This is a genomic window from Litorilinea aerophila, from assembly GCF_006569185.2.
Taxonomy (GTDB): Bacteria; Chloroflexota; Anaerolineae; order Caldilineales; family Caldilineaceae; genus Litorilinea; species Litorilinea aerophila.
In genome coordinates, this window is record NZ_VIGC02000027.1 from 34,069 (window position 1) to 53,132 (window position 19,064).

17 protein-coding genes are annotated in these 19,064 nt (G+C 64.9%); 11 read left to right on the forward strand and 6 right to left on the reverse strand.

What is annotated here, in order from left to right; all coding sequences use genetic code 11:
- Positions 1-76 precede the first annotated feature (76 nt).
- Positions 77-511 carry a DUF192 domain-containing protein gene (locus tag FKZ61_RS18165; protein WP_229964308.1) on the forward strand — a complete coding sequence of 145 codons (435 nt, stop codon included), beginning with the start codon at positions 77-79 and terminating at the stop codon, positions 509-511.
- Here the strand turns inward: FKZ61_RS18165 and cofE are convergent.
- From cofE to FKZ61_RS18185, 4 genes are all read right to left on the reverse strand, one after another.
- Positions 423-1,190 carry a coenzyme F420-0:L-glutamate ligase gene (gene cofE, locus FKZ61_RS18170; protein ID WP_141611564.1) on the reverse strand — a complete coding sequence of 256 codons (768 nt, stop codon included), beginning with the start codon at positions 1,188-1,190 and terminating at the stop codon, positions 423-425. The two genes, FKZ61_RS18165 and cofE, sit on opposite strands and share 89 nt — an antisense overlap.
- 44 nt (positions 1,191-1,234) lie before the next feature.
- Complete coding sequence (gene yqeB / locus FKZ61_RS18175) at positions 1,235-2,059, reverse strand: selenium-dependent molybdenum cofactor biosynthesis protein YqeB (protein ID WP_229964309.1); 825 nt, start codon at positions 2,057-2,059, stop codon at positions 1,235-1,237.
- 131 nt (positions 2,060-2,190) lie between these two features.
- Positions 2,191-3,552 carry a helix-turn-helix domain-containing protein gene (locus FKZ61_RS18180; RefSeq protein ID WP_141611566.1) on the reverse strand — a complete coding sequence of 454 codons (1,362 nt, stop codon included), beginning with the start codon at positions 3,550-3,552 and terminating at the stop codon, positions 2,191-2,193.
- Between the two features lie 17 nt (positions 3,553-3,569).
- A complete protein-coding gene (locus FKZ61_RS18185; protein WP_170199959.1) occupies positions 3,570-6,737 on the reverse strand; it encodes a TGS domain-containing protein in 3,168 nt (1,055 codons plus the stop codon).
- A gap of 346 nt (positions 6,738-7,083) precedes the next feature.
- Between FKZ61_RS18185 and FKZ61_RS18190 the strand changes: the two genes are divergently transcribed.
- The 5 genes from FKZ61_RS18190 to FKZ61_RS18210 all read left to right on the forward strand — a co-directional run bounded on the left by FKZ61_RS18190 (position 7,084) and on the right by FKZ61_RS18210 (position 10,908).
- Positions 7,084-7,887, forward strand: coding sequence for a PocR ligand-binding domain-containing protein (locus FKZ61_RS18190; RefSeq protein ID WP_170199961.1), 804 nt, complete (start codon positions 7,084-7,086; stop codon positions 7,885-7,887).
- On the forward strand, positions 7,884-9,122 hold the full coding sequence (gene sqr, locus FKZ61_RS18195; protein WP_141611568.1) for a type III sulfide quinone reductase, selenoprotein subtype: 1,239 nt from the start codon (positions 7,884-7,886) through the stop codon (positions 9,120-9,122). The genes FKZ61_RS18190 and sqr overlap by 4 nt, the downstream gene beginning before the upstream one ends.
- Positions 9,123-9,224: 102 nt before the next feature.
- The gene (locus tag FKZ61_RS18200) at positions 9,225-9,965 is read left to right on the forward strand and encodes a DUF1641 domain-containing protein (RefSeq protein WP_141611569.1); all 741 of its coding nucleotides are present in this window, start codon (positions 9,225-9,227) and stop codon (positions 9,963-9,965) included.
- A gap of 142 nt (positions 9,966-10,107) precedes the next feature.
- Positions 10,108-10,419: a TusE/DsrC/DsvC family sulfur relay protein gene (locus FKZ61_RS18205; RefSeq protein ID WP_141611570.1), complete on the forward strand. Its 312-nt coding sequence runs from the start codon at positions 10,108-10,110 to the stop codon at positions 10,417-10,419.
- Between the two features lie 21 nt (positions 10,420-10,440).
- Complete coding sequence (locus FKZ61_RS18210) at positions 10,441-10,908, forward strand: DsrE/DsrF/DrsH-like family protein (protein WP_141611571.1); 468 nt, start codon at positions 10,441-10,443, stop codon at positions 10,906-10,908.
- Positions 10,909-11,037: 129 nt separating this feature from the next.
- Here the strand turns inward: FKZ61_RS18210 and FKZ61_RS18215 are convergent, their stop codons facing one another.
- Together FKZ61_RS18215 and FKZ61_RS18220 are read right to left on the reverse strand one after the other, a co-directional pair.
- Positions 11,038-11,769: an RraA family protein gene (locus FKZ61_RS18215; protein ID WP_141611572.1), complete on the reverse strand. Its 732-nt coding sequence runs from the start codon at positions 11,767-11,769 to the stop codon at positions 11,038-11,040.
- Between the two features lie 88 nt (positions 11,770-11,857).
- On the reverse strand, positions 11,858-12,685 hold the full coding sequence (locus FKZ61_RS18220) for an HAD-IIA family hydrolase (RefSeq protein WP_141611573.1): 828 nt from the start codon (positions 12,683-12,685) through the stop codon (positions 11,858-11,860).
- A 304-nt stretch (positions 12,686-12,989) separates the two neighbouring features.
- On the opposite strand from FKZ61_RS18220, the gene FKZ61_RS18225 reads away from it, so the two are divergent.
- The 5 genes from FKZ61_RS18225 (at position 12,990) to FKZ61_RS18245 (ending at position 19,050) form a co-directional block, all read left to right on the forward strand.
- Positions 12,990-14,075 carry a baeRF10 domain-containing protein gene (locus tag FKZ61_RS18225; protein ID WP_141611574.1) on the forward strand — a complete coding sequence of 362 codons (1,086 nt, stop codon included), beginning with the start codon at positions 12,990-12,992 and terminating at the stop codon, positions 14,073-14,075.
- A 713-nt stretch (positions 14,076-14,788) separates the two neighbouring features.
- A complete protein-coding gene (locus tag FKZ61_RS18230; protein WP_141611602.1) occupies positions 14,789-17,284 on the forward strand; it encodes an ATP-dependent Clp protease ATP-binding subunit in 2,496 nt (831 codons plus the stop codon).
- Positions 17,285-17,461: 177 nt separating this feature from the next.
- Positions 17,462-18,124: a YIP1 family protein gene (locus tag FKZ61_RS18235; RefSeq protein ID WP_170199963.1), complete on the forward strand. Its 663-nt coding sequence runs from the start codon at positions 17,462-17,464 to the stop codon at positions 18,122-18,124.
- A 3-nt stretch (positions 18,125-18,127) separates the two neighbouring features.
- Positions 18,128-18,571, forward strand: a complete 444-nt coding sequence (locus tag FKZ61_RS18240; protein WP_141611576.1) for an MOSC domain-containing protein — start codon at positions 18,128-18,130, stop codon at positions 18,569-18,571.
- A 44-nt stretch (positions 18,572-18,615) separates the two neighbouring features.
- Entirely contained in the window at positions 18,616-19,050 is a 435-nt protein-coding gene (locus FKZ61_RS18245; protein ID WP_141611577.1) for a LacI family DNA-binding transcriptional regulator, read from the forward strand.
- The last annotated feature ends 14 nt before the right edge of the window (positions 19,051-19,064 follow it).

A 19,064-nucleotide genomic window follows, 5' to 3' on the forward strand; every position in this document is an offset into this window, starting at 1 on the left:
CGCGTCGTTTGGGATGTTGGAATCAGGTATTTTTACCACGGAGTCTGAAGAATCCATGCGAGCTGGGAGTAAGAACGTGCGGATACGGCGGCAGTCTGACCGGGAAGTGATTGCGGATCAGGGGCGTGTGGCCGACACCTTCTGGCGTCGCTTCAAGGGATTGATGGGCGTTCGCCAATTTCCGACCGGCCACGGCCTGTTGATCGTCCCTGCCAAAGGCATCCACACCCATTTCATGTCTATACCCATCGACGTGCTCTACCTGGACCGGGAGGGCACCATCGTGGACATGGATGTGGAGATGCGGCCCTGGCGCATTGGCCGGGTACGGCGGCAGGCCCATCAGGTGTTGGAACTGCCCGCGGGCACCATCGCCTCCCGGGGACTGCAGGTTGGGGAACGGCTGGAGATTGACTGCCTCCCTACCGAAACGCGTCCATCTGCGCGGGGCGTTGAATGTTGCGGGCCGGGGCCGGCGGCAGGTGGGAAGGCGGCCGGTAGCCGCGGATGATCACCACCGGGCGCCCTTCGCTGCTCTGGCCCATGAGCAGGCTGGCCGCCGCGGCCAGCTCGTCGGCAATGCACTCCTCGCTGCTGACCAGCTCATAGCCGAACAGGTCATGCAGGCCCCGCTGGTTCCACAAGGGCGGCAGGCCGGCACAGCCGATGCAGACCCCCACCGTGCCCAGCCGCCAGGGCCGGCCATGGCTGTCGTTGATGAGGACGGCCGGGGCCACGCCGGTCAGTTCGGCCAGCCGCTGCCGAATGCGGGCGGCGCTCCCATCCGGGTCCTCCGGCAGCAGCGCCACCACTTCTCCGTCCCCGCCGGCCACGTTGCTGCGGTCCACCCCCGCGTTGGCGCAGATCCAGCCGGCCTTTTGCTCCACCACCAGCAGGCCGCGACGGCTGCGGATCACATCCCGGCTGTCGTCCAGGATCACCTGGACCACCCGAGGATCCTTGTCCACCACGGCGGCCAGGGCTCGGGCTTCGTCCGTCACCTGGACTTCTGACAGCCGGACCAGCCGGCCCTCTGCTTTGCTGACCACCTTTTGGGCAATGACCAGGATGTCTCCCGGCTGCAGTCGCTCCCCGGCCGCGTGGAGGCGATCCACGATCACGGCGGCCAGATCGTCGCCCGGTTGGATGAGGGGCATCTGGGGAATCGCGAAGAGGGTTGTGGTTTCCATGGATGATCTGTGCGCTTTCCAGGTTTCTTGGGCAAGTGGTGAGGTCACAGGGCGGTCGCTCCCCGGCCCGCCGACAGGATGGCTTCCAGGACGCCGCCGGCAATGGCCAGGGATTTGTCGGAGACGCTGTAGCAGTACTCGGCTTTCGCTCGAGGGTCCAGGTCCCCGATTTTCATGCCGGGCGTCACCGGCACGGTGGGGTGGATGATGCCCCGCAGCACACCGGTGAAAGGAGCGTGGATGGCTGCGGTACGCCCGGCGTCATCCCAGACGGTGGCGATCCATTCCCCCTGACGGATCGACTCCCCGATGCGTCGCTGCTCCTTCACAAAGCCGGCCATGGGCGCGCGTAGCACCCGGGTGGCACGCACACCCACCCCAGGCAGCGCCCCTGGTTCGCCGGTGTCCGGCTCGGCGCTCCCCTGCCAGAACACCCGGCCCAGATGGTGGCCCCGGTTGGTCTCCACCACCGCGTGGCAGTCCACACCGGCGGTGAAGCCCGGTCCCAAGGCGATGACCAGGGGCGCCTGCTCCCGGCGGGTGCCGAGATTGCGCTTGGCCATGATGCCATCCACCAGCACCCGGGGCTGCAGATGGCGCACGGCTTCGCCGGCCGGATCGACCAGCACAGGGATGATGCCCTGGGCCAGGCAGGAGGCTACCTCCGCCAGGGCGACCCGGCGGGCCCGGATGCCATCCACCACCGTTTCGCCGTCGAAGACGGCCTGGGCAAAGGCCACGGTCCGCCGCACCACCAGGGGAAGTTCCAGCTCGGTCATGACCACGGGGAAGCCGCAGCGGCGGAGCCGCCAGGCCACGCCGCTGGCCAGGTCACCGGCCCCCCGAATTAACACCAATGTCTTCTCCATCTTCATGTTTCCTCGCGTTCCATCATAGTACAGGCGGGCCAGAAAGACGAAACGTCCATGGGTGCACGCGCGGTTTGCCCCGGACGGCGTGGCATGGGTGTGTTCCTTCAGCTGGCCAGCGAGGAGCGCCCTCAGCGGGTGGCGGGCACGAAGCGGTAGCCCCGCCCCCGCTCATTTTCGATCACGCCGACCGGCGGCGAGGCATCCTGGAGCTGCAGGCGCAGGCGACGGATGGCCTCCTGCACCCGGCGGGGCGAGGCATCGGGCCGTTTCCAGATGTCGGCCAGCAGTTGCTCGGGCGGGATGATCTGATGAGGGCGGGCTTCAAAGTAGCGCAGGAGGGCCGCCTCGATCTTGGTGAGGCGGTCGTAGATGGGCGCAGTCTCCACCTGGGGCGCTGAAGAGATGGCTGGGGCAGGGTGTTCAGCCAGCCGGGCGGACAGGAATTCGGCAAACAGGGGAGAAAAGAGGCGATAGCCGGCGTTGGTGTAGGCCACGATGGCCTGGTTGATGAGCCAGTTGAGCGCGGGGAACTGCTCCGCGCGGACTTCGTGGAGCTGGAGGGGTTCCTTGAGCAGCCACTTCAACAGCGCCTGGATGGCCTGCCCCTCCAGCCGTCGGGGCGGCTTCCGGATCTTGTTCCAGCAGGTTTCGAAGAGGAGCCGCCCGTGCTCGGCCAGCCGCAGCCGCAGCAGGGGCAGATGCTCCCGACCCACCACTTGGCCCGGCGGCAGCATTTGCTCCACTTCGGTGAAGATGTCCCCGATACGGCCCAGCAGAAAAGGGTGGGTTCCGGTCAACTCCAGCAGCTCCGGGACCATGGACTCGATGCCGGGAAAGTGTTCGGCGTAGGCCGCGAGCCACTTCTGGGCCGCCTCCGGTTCCACCAGGCTGAGGAAGAGCTGGGTCATGACGTTGAACAGCGGCGACGCGGCCAGATCCCGGTCCAGATCGTGGAGGGGCTGTTCCGTGGCCACCACCAGGGCGATTTCCAGCGTCAGGGGCCGTAGCTCGTCGATGGTCTCCATGGAGAGGATCTGGTTTTCGAAGACTGCATCGAAGTTGTCCAGCAGAAGTACCAGGCGATAGCCCAGGCGGTTGAGCTGCTGGCAGATCTGCCAGAGCTGGCGGCTGGGGTTGGCTTCCTCTTGCACCGGATCCCAGTCAATGCGGATGCGATCCACCTCCGCCAGACGCTGGGCCAGTTGCCGGTACATGTAGCCCAGCAGATCTTCCTGAAGCTCCGGCCAGTCGCAGTCAAACCGGGCCACCAGCACCCGGCTGCTGTCCTGATAGGCCAGGGGACGCCAGTCGGCCAGCTCTCGCTGGAGCAGGGGGCCCATCTCGGAGGCCAGGTAGTTGAGCAGGCGACTCTTGCCGATCAGCTTGGAGCCCACCAGGGAAAAGCTGGCCGGCTGGGGCGCCAGGACACCCTGGACAATTTCGTAGAGGATGCGCTCGCGGCCAAAGAATTGACTCTTGACAGATTCCATGGATTGCCTCCGGTGGTTCAGCGGCCATAGAGGGCACACCACTGGGCGAAGAGCAGACTGACAAAGCGCCAGTGGCGTGCAGGTGCTTCGGCCAGGATGTCACATCGGCACAGCTCGTCCAGCGCGTGCTGGATCCGGGATGCCTCCAGGTGGGGGAGGGCGGCGCGGAGCGCTTCCCAGGCCACGGGGGCATCCCCATGGGCCACGGCTGCCTGGGCGATGGCGAAACAGACCTGGCTGCCCACGCCGCCCCGTATCATGTCCAGATAGTGTGCAAACAAATTTTCCCCGGACGCCAGAAATTCTCCGCGGACGGCGTCAATATCGGCCCGCTGGACTTCCCGACGGTTGTTGCGGGTCAGGTGGGAGACCAGCGCCCGGCAAAAGGCCTGGATGACGAAGGGGCTGCTGCCGGTGAGGCGGGCTACATACGCCACAATGTCCGGCGAATAGGTCAGGAAGTTGCGCATGGGCCATTCGATGAGCCGCCGCACATCTGCCTCTTCCAGGGGGCGCAGTACCAGGGTCTCGCCCAGCTCCATCAGTTGCCAGCAAGGGTCCTCCAGGTCGATCCGCGCCCTCTCGCGCACCTGATCCCATGCCTTCTGTTGCACCACCGCGATGACGCTGATGGCCGGGGTCACTTCCTGGAGCAGGCCCCGCCAGCCGTCGAAAAAGCTCCTGTCCAGTTGTCCGTGGGCGTAGGCGTCGCTGGTCCGGCTGAACTCGTCCAACAGCAGCACCAGTCGGTTCGTCCCCAGCCTCCCCTGCACGCTGCGCAGGTATTGGATGAGCTGGACGGCGGGCTGTTGCTGGAAGAGGGCGCGCAAAGGGGGGCCCAGCTCGCCCACCCGGGGATCCGCCTGGAGCTCTCCGTAGAGCAGACTGGCCAATTCGAAGAACAGGTTGACGTGGGCCGGGTTGCCCAACAGCTGGCAGTCGATGTAGACCGGCACAAAGCCCTGTTCCTGGAGGTGATGGCGTTTCAGGTGGAGCAGCAGGGATGTCTTACCTACCCGTTTCTGACCTACCAGCCAGATGTTGCCCACATTAGACAGCAGCCATTCGGTCAGGCGGGTGAGCTCCCGGGTGCGGCCAAAGAACATTTCCCGGTCGCTCACGGGGAGGCGAGTGTAGGGGTTCATGAAGGCCCGGTCCGCGTTCAGCAGGCCCTCGATCTCCGAGGGCGGCAGGCGCATGGGCCGCACGTCGGCCACCTGGCGGCCGGGAAGGTGGGCCAGGGCATCGGCGATTGCCTGCACCACCGTTTCGCTTTCTGCCTCCAGGGTGAATCGCATGTGGGCAGTTCCATGGCGGGCTGTGGCCTCCACCCGGTGCAGGGTGACTCGGGGCAGCATCTGGTAGATGCAGGCCAGGGCGTCGCCCAGCAGGCCATCCTCATTGAAGGCGGTGACCTCCAGCTGGGCCAGGGTTTTGAAGTCCGGCTGAAGGCGCCACTGGAGGGGCATGGGAAGGACATCCGACCGAAGCCGTTCGCAGCCCTGGCGGTGGATCCGCAGGCGCATCACTTTCCCATGGCGCTGGTAGGGAATGCCCACGATGTCGTCGCCGATGCGGGGGCGGCAGCATTGAGCCAGCTGCAGTTGATGGGGGCGCAACCCCAGCTCCGCTGGAACTTCGACCTGTCGCAGGATCTCCCCGGCAAAGAGGGGGTGGAGGATGCGATCCGGGTTGAGGTGGCCCGCCGCCACTTCTGCCAGCAGTTCCGCCGTCCGGTTGACCTGTAGATGACGCATGGCCTGCGCCAGGGCGTCCCCCAGGCGATGTTCCGGGATGTTGAAGCCGTAGTAGCGGCTCAGCTCCTGATGCCGGCGGTCCAGAATGCGCTGGCCCTGGTCTGCGCCCCGCCGCCGGCGTCGCAGGTAGCGGGCAATGGCTGTGCGGGCCCGGGTTGTCCGGGCCGCGTTCAGCCAGCTTTCCTGGGGGCCGGGCGCCCGGGGATCCAGCTCCAGCGCCACCAGGTCCAGGTGGTGGAGCACCGTATTGGGGGCCACCTGTTCGTCGTTGATGTAAAACCGCTGGCACTGTTCGGCCAGGTCGGTGTGGAGGGCGTAGGCGAAATCCACCACCGTGCATCCCCGATGGAAGCGAAAGAGCTGGCCCTGGGGGCTGAAGACCCAGAGGTAGTCGGGCAGGTCGCCCATGGGCGCAGCCTGGATCTGGGCGTATCCTTCGGCGGCCCGATTCCACCAGGCCCCAGGTACCGAAAGGGCCAGGCGCCGGCGCATGTGGAGGGCGGCCAGGCCCCATTGGTTGACCTCTTCCATCTCCGGCGTACAGAGGCGGAAGTGGACCCGATAGCGTCGGCCCTGGTGGGTGGCCACGCAGGCGGTCAGCAGGCCCCGCCGGCCATTCAGGCGCCCGTGGCCCATCTGGTCCATCAGCGCGCCTTCCACTGGCTGCAGCCCCGGGATCCGGTGGAGCCGGTAGAGGAGGCGATAACAGGCCTCCTCGGTCGGGGCCACCAGCACGATGTCTAGCGGTCCGGTCGGACCGGCCGGGGGCTGATCCCGCCGGACGGGCGCGTCCCCGGCCCGGTGATAGGGCTGGGGCACAACCTGGGCGTCGGGCAGATGGGGCTCCAGCCATTGGACCAGCGCCTCCGTCAACGCCGGATCGACCGGGCTGACCTCTCCCAGCCAGGAATCCAGCTCATCTTTGAGGGCCTGCATGCCCAACATCTCCAGGAAGGGGCCCAGGATGTGGCGTCCTTCTTCCAGAAATCCGGCCCGCTGGGCGCTCTCCCCTTCCCGGATGGCCTGGAAGCGGGCCCACGCTTCGGCCACCGCCAGAAAGGCCAGCTCTGGATCGCAGTAGGCGGCCACGAACAGCTGGATGCGGCGGCGGGCCCGGGTGCGGCCCCGTTGGGTGGGGGGCGGTTCATGCAAAAGGCGGCGGTATTGTTCACACAGGAAGGCCGTCCGCTCTCCACAATGCTGTGCAAGCATCTGGCTGGAAAGGGAGCCCATACACATAAACTTGTGTAACAACCCGGCCGCCTGAAGCTCCGGACTGCCGCCCCACCGGGCCAACAGTTGGACCGTCCGCTCGGCGTGGGCAAGGCGCTCCGGCCCTGCGTCCGCTTCGTGGGGGGGAAGTGACAGGGCATGCAAGAGCTGATAGGCCGCGGCGATGACCGCGTGAATGGACTGGGCTTCCTCCATGGCTTCTCCACAGGGTTGAGAGATTCGTGGGATGTGCACGCGGTGTGGGTGAGGCGACGGAGGACGCACATCCGACAGGAGCAGGGCCGTGTGTGGTCTGTGTGATCCACACATACACAATATACACCGCTTTTCTGTGCGCGACAAGTGTCAAATGCGTTGGGGTCATGTGTCCCTGTGGCAAGGGGACAGGTGACCGCTGGCAACGCCGGCTGGAAGGCGTATGCTGAGCATGAACGTGAATGCAGCAGATGCAGACCATGCAGCGATTGCAGAGGATACACAGCAGCGTGGGCCTGCCCCGACAGCGAAACGGCCGGCAGCCACAGTATCGGCGGAGTGGACCATGACCGACTTTCTGACAGCACGAGAATTGCAGGCCATGCTGAAGGTGGACCGATCCACCATCTACCGCATGGCCGATCGAGGAGAGCTCCCGGCTGTGCGGGTGGGGAACCAGTGGCGTTTCCCACGCCGGCAGGTGGAACAGTGGCTACACGGGCAGGAGCCGGGGGCCACGGCCGGGAAGGACGGCAACGGCCCCTCGTCCCGGCAGGAGGTGCGCCGGCTGCTGCCCCTGGCCTGTGTCCAGCAGCTGGTGGACGCCTTCGCCGACATCCTGGGGGTGATGATCCTGGTGACCGATCTGGAAGGGCATCCCATCACCCGGCCCAGTAACCCCTGTGGCCTCTTCCTGGCCGCGGAGGCGTCGCCCGTGGCCCACCGCCGCTGCCTGGCGCTCTGGGCTGAGATGGCCCAGACCCCCAGCCTGCAGCCGACCTGGGTGGAAGGGCATCTGGGGCTCCTGTGTGCCCGGGCGTTTGTCCGGGTGGGGAGCGAGCTGTGTGCCATGGTGGTGGCCGGGGGGATCGCACCGGCGCACTGGCCGCCCGACGAGGCCACCCTGGCCCGCATCGCCGCCGACCTGGCCCTGACGCCGGAACAGCTGCGTGTCCACCTGGAGGAGGTCCACCACCTGACGCCAGAGGCCCAGGAACGGCTGTTGCCCTACGTCCAGCGGATCGCCGACGTGGTGGCCCACATCGTCACCGAACGCCAGGCGCTCTTTCGGAAATTACAGGATATCGCCCAACTGTCCCGGCTGGAGCCGGACGGCTTGTCCCATCAGCTTCAAGGAGCTCTATCATGAAACGTCTGCTAATTTTAGGTGCCGGCACCGCGGGCACCATGGCCGCCAACCGCCTGGCCCGGGAGCTGGATCCCCATGAGTGGCACATCACCGTGGTGGATGCCGACGAGACCCACTACTATCAGCCTGGTTTTCTCTTCATCCCCTTCGGGATCTACCACCGGCCGGATGTGGTGAAACCGAAGCGGGACTATCTGCCCCGCTCGGTCGAGGTCATCATTTCGCCCATCGAGGTCATCGAGCCGGAGCAGAACCGGGTGCGCCTGGCCCGGGACAGCCGTACCCTCACCTACGACTTCCTGGTCATCGCCACCGGCTCTCGCATCGTCCCCGACGAGACGCCCGGCCTGCACGAACATGAATGGCACCGTTCTATCCATGATTTTTACACCGCGGACGGCGCCCTGGCCTTGCAGAAGCACCTGCGCCACTGGCAGGGCGGCCGCCTGGTGCTCAACGTGGCTGAGATGCCCATCAAGTGCCCGGTGGCACCCCTGGAATTTCTCTTCCTGGCGGACTGGTACTTCCACGAGCAGGGCATCCGGGATCGGGTGGAGCTGACCCTGGCCACGCCCCTGCCCGGGGCTTTCACCAAGCCCATCGCCGCTCAACTGCTGGGCAGCATCCTGGAGGAGAAAAACATCCATGTGGAGACCGAGTTCAACATCGAACGGGTGGAGCCGGACGAGCGGGCCATCTACTCCTACGACAACCGCAAGATCGAGTACGACCTGCTGGTCAGCGTGCCAGTCCACATGGGCGCGGACGTCATCGAGCGGTCCGGTCTGGGGGACGACCTCGCCTTTGTGCCGACGGACAGGCATACCCTGCTGGCCGAAGGCTTCGACAACATCTTTGTCCTGGGCGACGCCACCAACCTGCCCAGCTCCAAGGCGGGTTCCGTGGCCCACTTCCAGGTGGATACCTTTGTGCCCAATTTCCTGCGCTACATCGATGGGCTGGACCTGCTTCCCGCCTTCGACGGCCACGCCAACTGCTACATCGAGTCGGGCTATGGCAAGGGCTTTCTGATCGACTTCAACTACGACGTGGAGCCCCTGCCCGGCCGCTTCCCGTTGCCGGGCCTGGGACCCTTTACCCTGCTCCAGGAATCCCGGATGAACCACTGGGGCAAGATGATGTTCCGCTGGATGTACTGGAACATCCTGTTACGGGGCAAGGAGCTGCCCATCCCAGCCCAAATGAGCATGGCCGGCAAATGGCGGCCCTCGTGATGGCCCTGGGGAAACAGTCATCGTCACCGTGGCCGTGCAGCAAGCCATGCGCCGCATTGCATCGGTGCACGCGGCAAGGTGTACACGAAGTCAGGAGGAATCATGACCACCACCCTTGACCCGGCCCTGCAGACAGAATCCAGCCAGGCCCAACTGGCCGCCATCGAGCGCAAGTTGGATGCCCTCACCCACGCGGTGGCAGAGCTGGCCGAGCAGGCCCGGGAAGAACGCCGTCGCCGTCAGGTCTGGGAAGATCTGCAGGCCGACCTGACGCCCATCGTCCGGGACGTCTATGGCCTGGCGGTGGCCCAGGCCGCTGAGCTGGAGCCCTACGTCCAGCCAGAGGAGATCCTGGCCCTGCTCAAACGGCTGCTCCGCCACACCCGGAGCTTCCACGCCCTGCTGGACGAGCTGGAAAGCGCGCAGGATTTTGTCCGGGACTTCACCCCCGTGGCCCGGGAGATGATGGACCAGGCCACGACGAGCCTGGATGCGCTGGAGCAGAAGGGCTACTTCTCGTTCCTGCAGGAGGGGCTCTACGTCCTGGAGCAGATCGTCACCTCCTTCACCCCGGCGGATGTGCGCCTGCTGGGCGACAACATCGTGCTGATCCTGAACACGGTCAAAGCCCTGACCCAGCCGGAGATGATGCGGCTGCTCCACGACCTGACTGCCAGCCTCCAGGAGGCCCAGGCGGAGGAGCTGCCCACCTCCCTGGTGGGACTCCTGGGCCAGATGCGGGATCCGGACGTGCGCCGGGGCCTGGCCCTGACCCTGGCCATGCTCAAGCGAATTTCCCGGCAGCAGCGGCTGGTCCAGACAGAAGGGGGTAAATCTGTGTGAATCTGTGAAACCGGTGTGGATCTGATGCACAGGTGACACCGATTCACACAAATGATACGAATTACACAGGTTCTTTCTCTGGAAAATCTGTATTCATCTGTGCAATCTGTGGTTTCTGCGTAAGCGAGAAAGGATGGACAAAATGAGCGCTGTGACCGAGTTGAACGTCCAGTTGGACGCCGAAGGTTTCATGACCGACCCGAACCAGTGGACCCCAGAGATCGCGGCCGTGTTGGCCCGGGATGAAGGGATCGAGGAGCTCACCGAGCGCCACTGGCAGGTGATCAACTTCGTGCGGGAGGAGTATTTCAAGACGGGGCAATCCCCCACCCTGCGCACCATCAGCAAGAAGTCCGGGGTGGATACCAAGGAGCTCTATCAGCTGTTTCCCAAAGGACCGGCCAAGAAGGTGGCGCGCATCGCCGGCCTGAGCAAGCCCAAGGGCTGCATCTAGCCTGACAAGGAGACACCAACCATGAGCGAGCAACCACGCAAGCTGGCCATCATCTGCTCCAAGGGCAGCCTGGACATGGCCTACCCGGGCCTGGTCCTGGCCAACGCCGCCCGCATGATGGGCATCGAGGCCTCCATTTTCTTCACCTTCTGGGGCATGGACATCATCGCCAAGAAGACGGTGGACCATCTGAAGGTGACGCCCGTGGGCAACCCGGCCATGCACATGCCCCAACTGGTGGGCGGCCTGCCTGGCGTGACCGACCTGGCCACCACCATGATGAAGCGGGAGCTGGAGCGGCTAGACATGCCGCCGGTGCGGGAGTTTCTGGAAATGCTGCACGACGCCGGCTGTGGCATCTATGCCTGCCGGATGGCGGCCGAGATGATGCACCTGGAGAAGGAAGATCTGGTGGAAGAGGTGGACGATATCATCGGCGCCATGGAATTCCTGGAGATGGCCGAAGGCGCCCAGCTCCTCTTCATTTGAAGGCTATTCCAAGACTATCGTAACTCTTCTTTGCCCCTCTCCTCCTGCTTTGTGGGAGGAGAGGGGCAAAGACTTCTCCGCTTTTTGTCTGCCTCCGCGAAATCTGTGGTTTCTACGCCCTCTCTGCGCTTATCGCCTGGCCCGGGAGACCTGCTCCCGCAGCTTGGCCATGCGTGCGGCCGCTTCGGCCCGGGCTTCGGCATAAGCCTTGACCGTGGCGTTGCCGCTGCGCAGCACATCCAGGATGAGTTGCTCCGCCGCCACGAACTCGTCGCCGATGTCTGCTACCTCGGCTGCAATGTCGTGGGGAATGGTGGTGACGCCGTTGCAGTCGCCGTGGAGCAGGTCGTTGGGGTAGACGGTGATGCCGCCCACGTGGACCGGGACATGGACCTGGGGGATGTGGTTGTAGCCGTGGGAGCAGATGGCGCCGTTGGTGAAGACCGGAAAGTTGATGGCCCGCACCTGGTCCAGATCCCGGCCGGTGCCGCTGGTGATCAGGCCCACCGCGCCGAAGGTCTTGTAGGTGGTGCACATCACTTCGCCGAAGGTGGCGGCAGCCGACGGCTCGTCCAGATCCTGGAAGACCACCACCGCCGGACCGTCCAGCTCGCCGAAGCGCTCGATCTGCTCCTGGACGCCGCCGTAGCCGGCGCCGTTGCGGGGGGGCGCGGCCGAGCGGAAGGTGGCGGTGGAGGCGAAGCCGACCATGGGGGGCATCTCGGGGAAGCAGGCCTTGATGCGGGCATCCATGTAGCCGGTGTTGCGGGGGCGCACCTCAAACAGCTCGATGATGTTGCAGATGGTGGGGGTGTCGAACTGGCGCAGCTTGGCCAGCACTTCTGGGCTGATGGTCGCCATGATTTCACGCTCCTTGATCTGGTGGCAGGTGATGGTGACAGGTTTTTATGTTGATTGATGGCCAGGAATGGACCGCGCTAATGGACGGTCAGGCTGGGTGCAACAGCACATCCAGCCGCTCCAACACATAATCGGGCGCCGGCTCGGCGTGGGGGAGATCCTCCCGGCGGGTGACCCCGGTCAAGACCACGGCCGTCTTCATGCCGGCCTGATGCCCCATGCGGATGTCCGTCTCCAGGCGGTCGCCCACCATCAGGCAGCGGGCCGGGGACAGGCCCAGCCGTTCCAGAGCCACCTGGGCCATCAGAGCCGACGGTTTGCCGGCGATGAGCTCCGGCCAGCGGCCGGTCAGATGGTGAAGGGCGGCGATGGTGGCCCCGGCGTCGGGCACGTCCCCTCCGGGCAGGGGACAGGTGCGGTCTCCGTTGGTGGCGAAGTAGCGGGCGTCCCGCCGCAGGGCCTGGTAGGCGGTGTTGAGCTTGCGGTAGTCCAGGGTGCGGTCGAAGGCCACGATCACCCCGTCGATGCCGTCCGGCCGGATCACCTGGCGGGGATCCTGCTCTTCCAGCTCCGCCACCAGGGTGAGCCCGTGGCCGGCCAGCTCCTGGCGCAGATTCTCTTCCCCGATGAGGTAGTAGCGGAGGTGGGGTTCGTGTTGGGCCAGGTAGCGGCCCAGGACGTAGGCCGAGGTCAGGACGTCGCGGGCCGTGGCCGGTACGCCCAGGCGGGTCAGTTTTTCCGCGTAGGCGGCTCTAGGCTCCAGGGGCTTGTTACTCACGAAGAGCACCTGCTTTCCCTGCCGGCGCAGGGTGGCCAGGGTGTCGGCCACGCCGGGCAAGAGCTCGTCGCCCAGGTAGAGGGTGCCGTCCAGGTCAAACAGGAAGCCGTCGAATTGGTCTGCCAGGGTCTGGGCCATGGGTGCCGGTCGGGTGGGCGGTGGTACTTGATCGGGTATTTCGTCAGGGTAGCGTCAGTATAACACTGCCGGGCCGCTGTTGAACAATCCGCCCGGGGCTGGGGTGCAGTGGGGTGCTGTAAAAGCGGTTGACAAACAACATCTGAAAATGATACTTTGTAGGCAACATCGGGCTGCCCACCTGGTAAATCCCGGCAGAAATTCACCGATAGGGTTCCACTAGAGGGAGTGCGCCCAGAGGGCGCCCGTAGGGCCGAGCTGCCCGCCGGATGCTATCCACTGGTCTCAATGTGAGGAGAGAGCCATGAACGTCGATGTCGATATTCGCCAGGTTGTCGAGTTCGAATCCCACGATCATCCGGTGTTGAGCATCTACCTCAACGTCGATCCCCATCGGCGCTCCCCCGAAAAGTACAAGCTGGCCTTGCGCAGCCTTCTGAGCAAGGCCGAAGGGGCGGATCCCGCCGACATCAAGCGGATGCAAAATTATCTGGAGATGGGATACAACTGGCAGGGGCGAGGGCTGGTTATGTTTAGCTGTGCCGGCCAGGATTTCTGGTGGGCGCGCAGCTTTATGGTTCCGGTGGAGGATTTTGTCTTCGTCAGCTATCGGCCCTATGTACGCCAGCTGGCCTCCCTCATCGACACCTACGAGCGCTACGGGGTCATCCACATCGACCAGGAGGGCGCCCGGCTCTACGTCTACAACATGGGCTATCTGGAAGCGGTGGAGGGCTATCTGGGCGAAGAAGTGAAACAGCACAAGGCCGGCGGCTGGTCTGCCCCCCGCTACCAGCGTCACGAATCCACCGTGGCCCACCACAACCTCCAGGATGCAGCCGAAATCGCCGAGGAGTTCTACCGCCGCAACAACACCCGTCGGCTGTTGCTGGCCGGCACGGAGAAGAACGTGGCCCGCTTCAAGGAGCTGCTCAGCCATCGCCTGCGTTCCATGGTGGTGGGGCAGTTCCCGGCGGACGCCAACGCCACCCCCGCCGAGCTCAGTGAAAAGGCGCTGGAGCTGGCCATCAAAGCCGCGGACGAAGAAGCCCGGGCCATGGCCGACCGGGTCGTGGATCAGGTCCACAAGGGGGGCAACGCGGTGGCCGGCCTGGCCGAAACCCTCACCGCCGTCCAACATGGCCGCGCGTCCCATATCGTGGTCCTCTCCGACTTTGCCCGGCCCGCCTACCGCTTTGTGGATAGCGGTTACATCGTCCTGGACCTGGAAAGCGAACAGGAGCTGGGCAGCGGCCGCATCCAGGAGCTCCCCGACGCGGTGGAGAGTGTTCTGCGCCGGGCTCTGTGGCAGGGAATCGGCGTCACCATCCTGGACGAACACCCGGGCCTGGAGGCCATCGGCAAGATAGCCGCGCTGACCCGCTACTGAGCGTCGAATCTGCAGAGATGACTCGCCTGCCAGAAGGCAGTTCGTCGCTGCGCAGCCGCCTCCTCACCCGCCGAAGCTTGGCGAAACCGTGCGGCCGGGGACCGCACCTGCGGCAAGGGCTGCCATTGGCGCGGATTGGACGCCACGGGACAACCATCGCCATCCCTGCACCGGCCCGGGCCAATCGGGATGGAGGGGCGAATCATGATTCGCCGGTTCCTGCAGTGGATTCTGGATAGCGCGGAAGATAGCCCGGAGATTTGTCAGCGAATCGTTTGTGTTGCATTAGAAAGTGTTAGTTTCGGAATCCCGAGTACCCTTTTTGCCGTCTTAACAGGTGTAGATTGACGGCACCATTGCAATCAACGTAGGCCCGTATCATGGAGGTGGCCCTTCCCTGCAAGGCGCCACAACATGAACCGGCACCCGGTTGATTGCCCCTGCCTGTGGCTCAAAGGCGGCAGGCAGGCCCGCCGTCCCTGTGTCTGCTTCGCTTGGGGTCATGGCCCGGGGATAGGGTGCATCCCACCCGAAGCGACACAGTTCCTGGAATGACAGATTTTGACCGATGAACTCAAAGAGGCTCATCTACCCAATGTGTGTCAATGTGTGCGAACCTGTTTGGTTCCCTGCAAAACCGGGGTGGGTAGCGCGCATTGGGGGTGGATGAGCCAACAAAACAGGGTGCGTCGAGGAGGTACTCGTTTTCAATGATGCGATTTGACCGATTTACCGAAAAAGCGCAGGAAGCGGCCATGCGGGCCTACGAAATCCTGCAGCGCTACAAACATACCCAGGTGGATACGGAACACGTCTTCCTGGCTCTGCTGGAACAGAGCGACGGGGCGGTTCCCCAGATTCTGGAGAAGCTGGAAGTGCCCGTGGACCTGGTCGCGCGCAAGCTGGAGGCGGTGCTGGAAAGCGCCCCCAAGGCCAGCTTTAACCCCTACGGCGGGGTGCCCACGGCCCAGGTCTTCATCACGCCGCGGCTGAAGCGGGTGATGGATGTGGCCAACGAGGAAGCCAAAAAGCTCCAGGACGACTACATCAGCACCGAGCACATCTTCCTGGGGATCGCCAGCGAGCGCAACACGCCCAGCGCCAACATCCTGCGGGAGGCCGGTGTCACCAAGGAGCAGATCTATTCGGCCATCGAGACCATCCGCAACGGCCAGCGGGTCACAGAGCCCACGGCCGAGAGCAAATATCGCATCCTGGAGAAGTACGGCCGGGATCTGACCGAGGCTGCCCGGGAAGGCAAGCTGGACCCGGTGATCGGCCGGGACGCGGAGATCCTGCGGGTGCTCCAGGTGCTCTGCCGCCGCACCAAGAACAACCCGGTCCTCATCGGCGAGGCCGGCGTGGGGAAGACGGCCATTGTGGAAGGCCTGGCCCAGAAGATCGTCTCCAACGATGTACCCGAACCCTTGATGGGCAAGCGGGTCATCTCCCTGGACCTGGGCGCCATGTTGGCCGGTACCCGCTTCCGGGGTGAGTTTGAGGAGCGGCTCAAGGCGGCCATCGAGGAAGTGCAGCGGAGCGAAGGGGAGATCATCCTCTTCATCGACGAGCTGCACACCGTGGTGGGCGCGGGCAATGCGGCCGGCGCGCTGGACGCCAGCAACATGCTGAAGCCGGCCCTGGCCCGGGGTGAACTCCAGTGCATCGGCGCCACCACCCTGGACGAATACCGCCAGCACATCGAGAAGGACGCGGCCCTGGAACGCCGCTTTGCGCCGGTGTATGTGGACGAGCCCAACGTGGAGGAGAGCATCGAGATCCTGCGGGGGCTGCGCCATCGCTACGAGGAGCACCACCACGTGGTCTTCGACGACGAGGCCCTGGTCCAGGCAGTCAAGCTCAGCCACCGCTACGTGACGGACCGGCGCCTGCCCGACAAGGCCATCGACCTCATCGACGAGGCCGCGGCCAAGCTGCGGGTGGCCATCTACTCCATGCCGCCCCGGCTCAAGGAGATGAAGGCCAGGCTGGAGAAGCTCATCGCGGACGAAGAGGCGGCCTGGGCCGAGCGGGACTACGAGAACGCGGCCCAGTACAAGACGGAGCGGGTGCGCCTGGAGGAGCAGTACAACCAGGAAGTGGCCCGCTGGCGCGAGGAGGCCGGGCTGGATGAACGGGTGGATGCCAACGACATCGCCCAGATCGTCAGCTCGTGGACCGGCATCCCGGTGACGGCCATGCTGCAGACCGAGGCCGAAAAGCTGCTCAACATGGAGGAGATCCTGAAGCAGCGCATCGTCGGCCAGGAGAAGGCCATCCAGGCGGTCAGCGATGCCATCCGCCGGGCCCGCAGCGGCCTGAAGGATCCCCGCCGGCCCATCGGGACCTTCCTCTTCCTGGGTCCCACCGGCGTGGGCAAGACGGAGCTGGCCAAGGCCCTGGCGGGCTTCCTGTTCGACGACGACGAGGCGCTGTTGCGCATCGACATGAGCGAATACCGGGAGCCCCATACCGTGAGCCGGCTCTTCGGGGCGCCTCCTGGCTACGTGGGCTATGACCAGGGCGGCCAGTTGACCGAGCAGGTCCGCCGCCGGCCCTACCAGGTCATCCTGTTCGACGAGGTGGAAAAGGCCCATCCCGAAGTCTGGAACTCCTTGCTCCAGATCATGGACGATGGCCGCCTGACCGATGGCCAGGGTCGTACCGTGGACTTCCGCAACACAGTGGTCATCATGACCAGCAACGTGGGTGCGGAGGTGGTGAAGCGTGGCCCGCTGGGCTTCGCCACCCCGGAGTTCGACGAAAAGCAGTACGCTCAGGGCGAGTACAGCAATCAGCTCAAGCGGCTCTTCCGGCCCGAGTTCCTGAACCGGATCGACGAGATCATCGTCTTCGAGAGCCTGACCCAGCCGCAGATCCGCCAGATCGTGATGCTGCTCATGAACGACATCCGCAAGCGGATGGAAGAGCTGGGCTTCACGGTGGAACTGACGGAAGCCGCGGCCAACCACCTGGCCGAAGTGGGCTACGACCCCACCTATGGGGCCCGCCCCCTGCGGCGGCTGCTCCAGCGGCGGGTGGAAAACGAGCTGAGCAAGCGGCTGCTCAAGGGCGAATACCGGACGGGCGACCACGTGGTGGTGGACTACGACCCGAACCTGGAAGGGGAGAACAAGCTCACCTTCACCCGGGTCGAGCAGGCGCCCATCCCGGTGGAGCTGCCCATGTCCACCCAGGATCAGGCGTAAGGGATCCTGGTACCTACAGCACCAGGATCTGGCCGTCTACCACCTACGGGGATGATGACAGGAATGACACGGTGACAGATGGGGCGAGATGTTGTACAGCGACATCTCGCCCCGGTTTGTTTTTTGCAACCGCAACTTGATTCAACCACATTGTCGGAACCACACAAGGAGGGCTTCATGGACATCTCTGCCATCATCCAAACGTGGAGCAAGGTGTTGACCCAGCCGGGAGAGGCGGTCTTCCAGGAGGAGAAGGCCCGGCCCAATGCCACTCTGCTCACGGCCATCATCTGGGTCCTGGTGGCAGCAGTCATCGCCGGCGTCTTGAACCTGATCCGGGGCATGATCTTCGTCACCTCGAGCGGCGGCTTCGAAATGATGCTGCGCCAAATGGATCTGCCTCCGGAAGTTATCCAGCAATTTAACATGATCATGTCCCCCGGCATGATGACCGGCCTGATGGGCGCGCAGACCATTGCCTCCATCATCCTGTCGCCCATCTTTTTCCTGATCGGGGTGGGCATCCTGCATCTGGTGGCCTCCCTGTTGGGCGGCCAGGGAGATTTCGGCCGCTACGCCTACCTCAACGCCACCTTTCAGGCGCCCATCACCATTGCCAGCGCTATTTTGGGCTTTGTGCCCTTCCTGGGGGGCTGTCTCTCATTTCTCCTGGCCATCTACGGCATCGTTTTGGCCTATTTTGCCACCAAGGTCAACTATGGTCTGACTTCTGGCAAGGCCCTGGTCGTGGTGCTGGTGCCCGTCATCCTGGTGTTCTTGGTCTTCATCTGCATGTTCTTGGGCCTGGCCGGCCTGCTCTTGTCCACGGGAGGATCCTGAACCATGGCGACCCAGGGTGTTCTGGTGGCCATCTGGCAAAAGCGGGCCCATCGGGGCCCCATGGACCGGCTGGATCAGGCCGTGTTGGAGGCGGGGCGAGGCCTGGCCGGCAGTGCGGACCAGGGGGGGCGACGCCAGGTCACCCTCATCGAGGCTGAGATCTGGCAGGCGTTGATGGCCCAGACCGGCGGGGACCTGGATCCGTCCACCCGGCGGGCCAACCTGATGGTGCAGGGTGTGCCCCTGGCCGAGAGCCGGGGGCGCGTCCTGCGCATTGGCGACTGCCGCATCCGTATCCTGGGCGAAACCAAGCCGTGCGAGCGCATGGATGAAGCCCTGCCCGGTTTGCGGGAGGCCATGTACGAAGGCTGGCGGGGCGGCGCCTACGGCGAGGTGCTCCAGGGCGGCCCCATCCAGGTGGGCGATCCGGTGGCGTGGGAGGGATGATCGGAGCCGGGCCATGTCTCCTGCCGGAAAAGTGACCATTCGCGATGTCGGCCCAGCAGCGCCTGGCTGGCTTTTACGCCGCCCTGGAGGACGCGGGCATCGCGCCCGAGCCGGGGTTGATCCGGGCCGTGGGCATGGAGGAAGAGGTCGGCTACCGGGAGGCCCGGGCCCTCTTTTCCCGGCCGGACCCACCCCGCGCGCTCATTGCCGGCGGGAACCTGGTGCTCATCGGCATTTTGCGGGCGGTACAGGAGCTGGGCATCGTCATCGGCCGGGATCTGGCCCTGATCGGCTGCGATGACACCGACCTGACCCGCATCTACCACCCGCCCATCACGGTGATCCACCGCGACCTGGCCCAGATGGGGGCCATGGCTGCCCGGGTGCTCGTGGACACCATGCAGAAGGGTGGGCGTCAGGTGGTCCAACTGCCCACCCAACTGGTGATACGGGCCTCGTCCCTGGTTCCAGGCCCCTGAGGGCCTCCCTCTGA

Bases quoted from the DNA above. Each gene is read 5' to 3' on its own strand.
- FKZ61_RS18190 (WP_170199961.1), top strand. From the start codon at position 7,084: ATGACCGACTTTCTGACAGCACGAGAATTGCAGGCCATGCTGAAGGTG.
- FKZ61_RS18205 (WP_141611570.1), top strand. From the start codon at position 10,108: ATGAGCGCTGTGACCGAGTTGAACGTCCAGTTGGACGCCGAAGGTTTC.
- FKZ61_RS18230 (WP_141611602.1), top strand. From the start codon at position 14,789: ATGCGATTTGACCGATTTACCGAAAAAGCGCAGGAAGCGGCCATGCGG.
- FKZ61_RS18235 (WP_170199963.1), top strand. From the start codon at position 17,462: ATGGACATCTCTGCCATCATCCAAACGTGGAGCAAGGTGTTGACCCAG.
- FKZ61_RS18200 (WP_141611569.1), top strand. From the start codon at position 9,225: ATGACCACCACCCTTGACCCGGCCCTGCAGACAGAATCCAGCCAGGCC.
- sqr (WP_141611568.1), top strand. From the start codon at position 7,884: ATGAAACGTCTGCTAATTTTAGGTGCCGGCACCGCGGGCACCATGGCC.
- FKZ61_RS18215 (WP_141611572.1), bottom strand. From the start codon at position 11,769: ATGGCGACCATCAGCCCAGAAGTGCTGGCCAAGCTGCGCCAGTTCGAC.
- cofE (WP_141611564.1), bottom strand. From the start codon at position 1,190: ATGGAAACCACAACCCTCTTCGCGATTCCCCAGATGCCCCTCATCCAA.
- yqeB (WP_229964309.1), bottom strand. From the start codon at position 2,059: ATGGAGAAGACATTGGTGTTAATTCGGGGGGCCGGTGACCTGGCCAGC.
- FKZ61_RS18245 (WP_141611577.1), top strand. From the start codon at position 18,616: ATGTCGGCCCAGCAGCGCCTGGCTGGCTTTTACGCCGCCCTGGAGGAC.
- FKZ61_RS18220 (WP_141611573.1), bottom strand. From the start codon at position 12,685: ATGGCCCAGACCCTGGCAGACCAATTCGACGGCTTCCTGTTTGACCTG.
- FKZ61_RS18210 (WP_141611571.1), top strand. From the start codon at position 10,441: ATGAGCGAGCAACCACGCAAGCTGGCCATCATCTGCTCCAAGGGCAGC.
- FKZ61_RS18180 (WP_141611566.1), bottom strand. From the start codon at position 3,552: ATGGAATCTGTCAAGAGTCAATTCTTTGGCCGCGAGCGCATCCTCTAC.
- FKZ61_RS18240 (WP_141611576.1), top strand. From the start codon at position 18,128: ATGGCGACCCAGGGTGTTCTGGTGGCCATCTGGCAAAAGCGGGCCCAT.
- FKZ61_RS18185 (WP_170199959.1), bottom strand. From the start codon at position 6,737: ATGGAGGAAGCCCAGTCCATTCACGCGGTCATCGCCGCGGCCTATCAG.
- FKZ61_RS18225 (WP_141611574.1), top strand. From the start codon at position 12,990: ATGAACGTCGATGTCGATATTCGCCAGGTTGTCGAGTTCGAATCCCAC.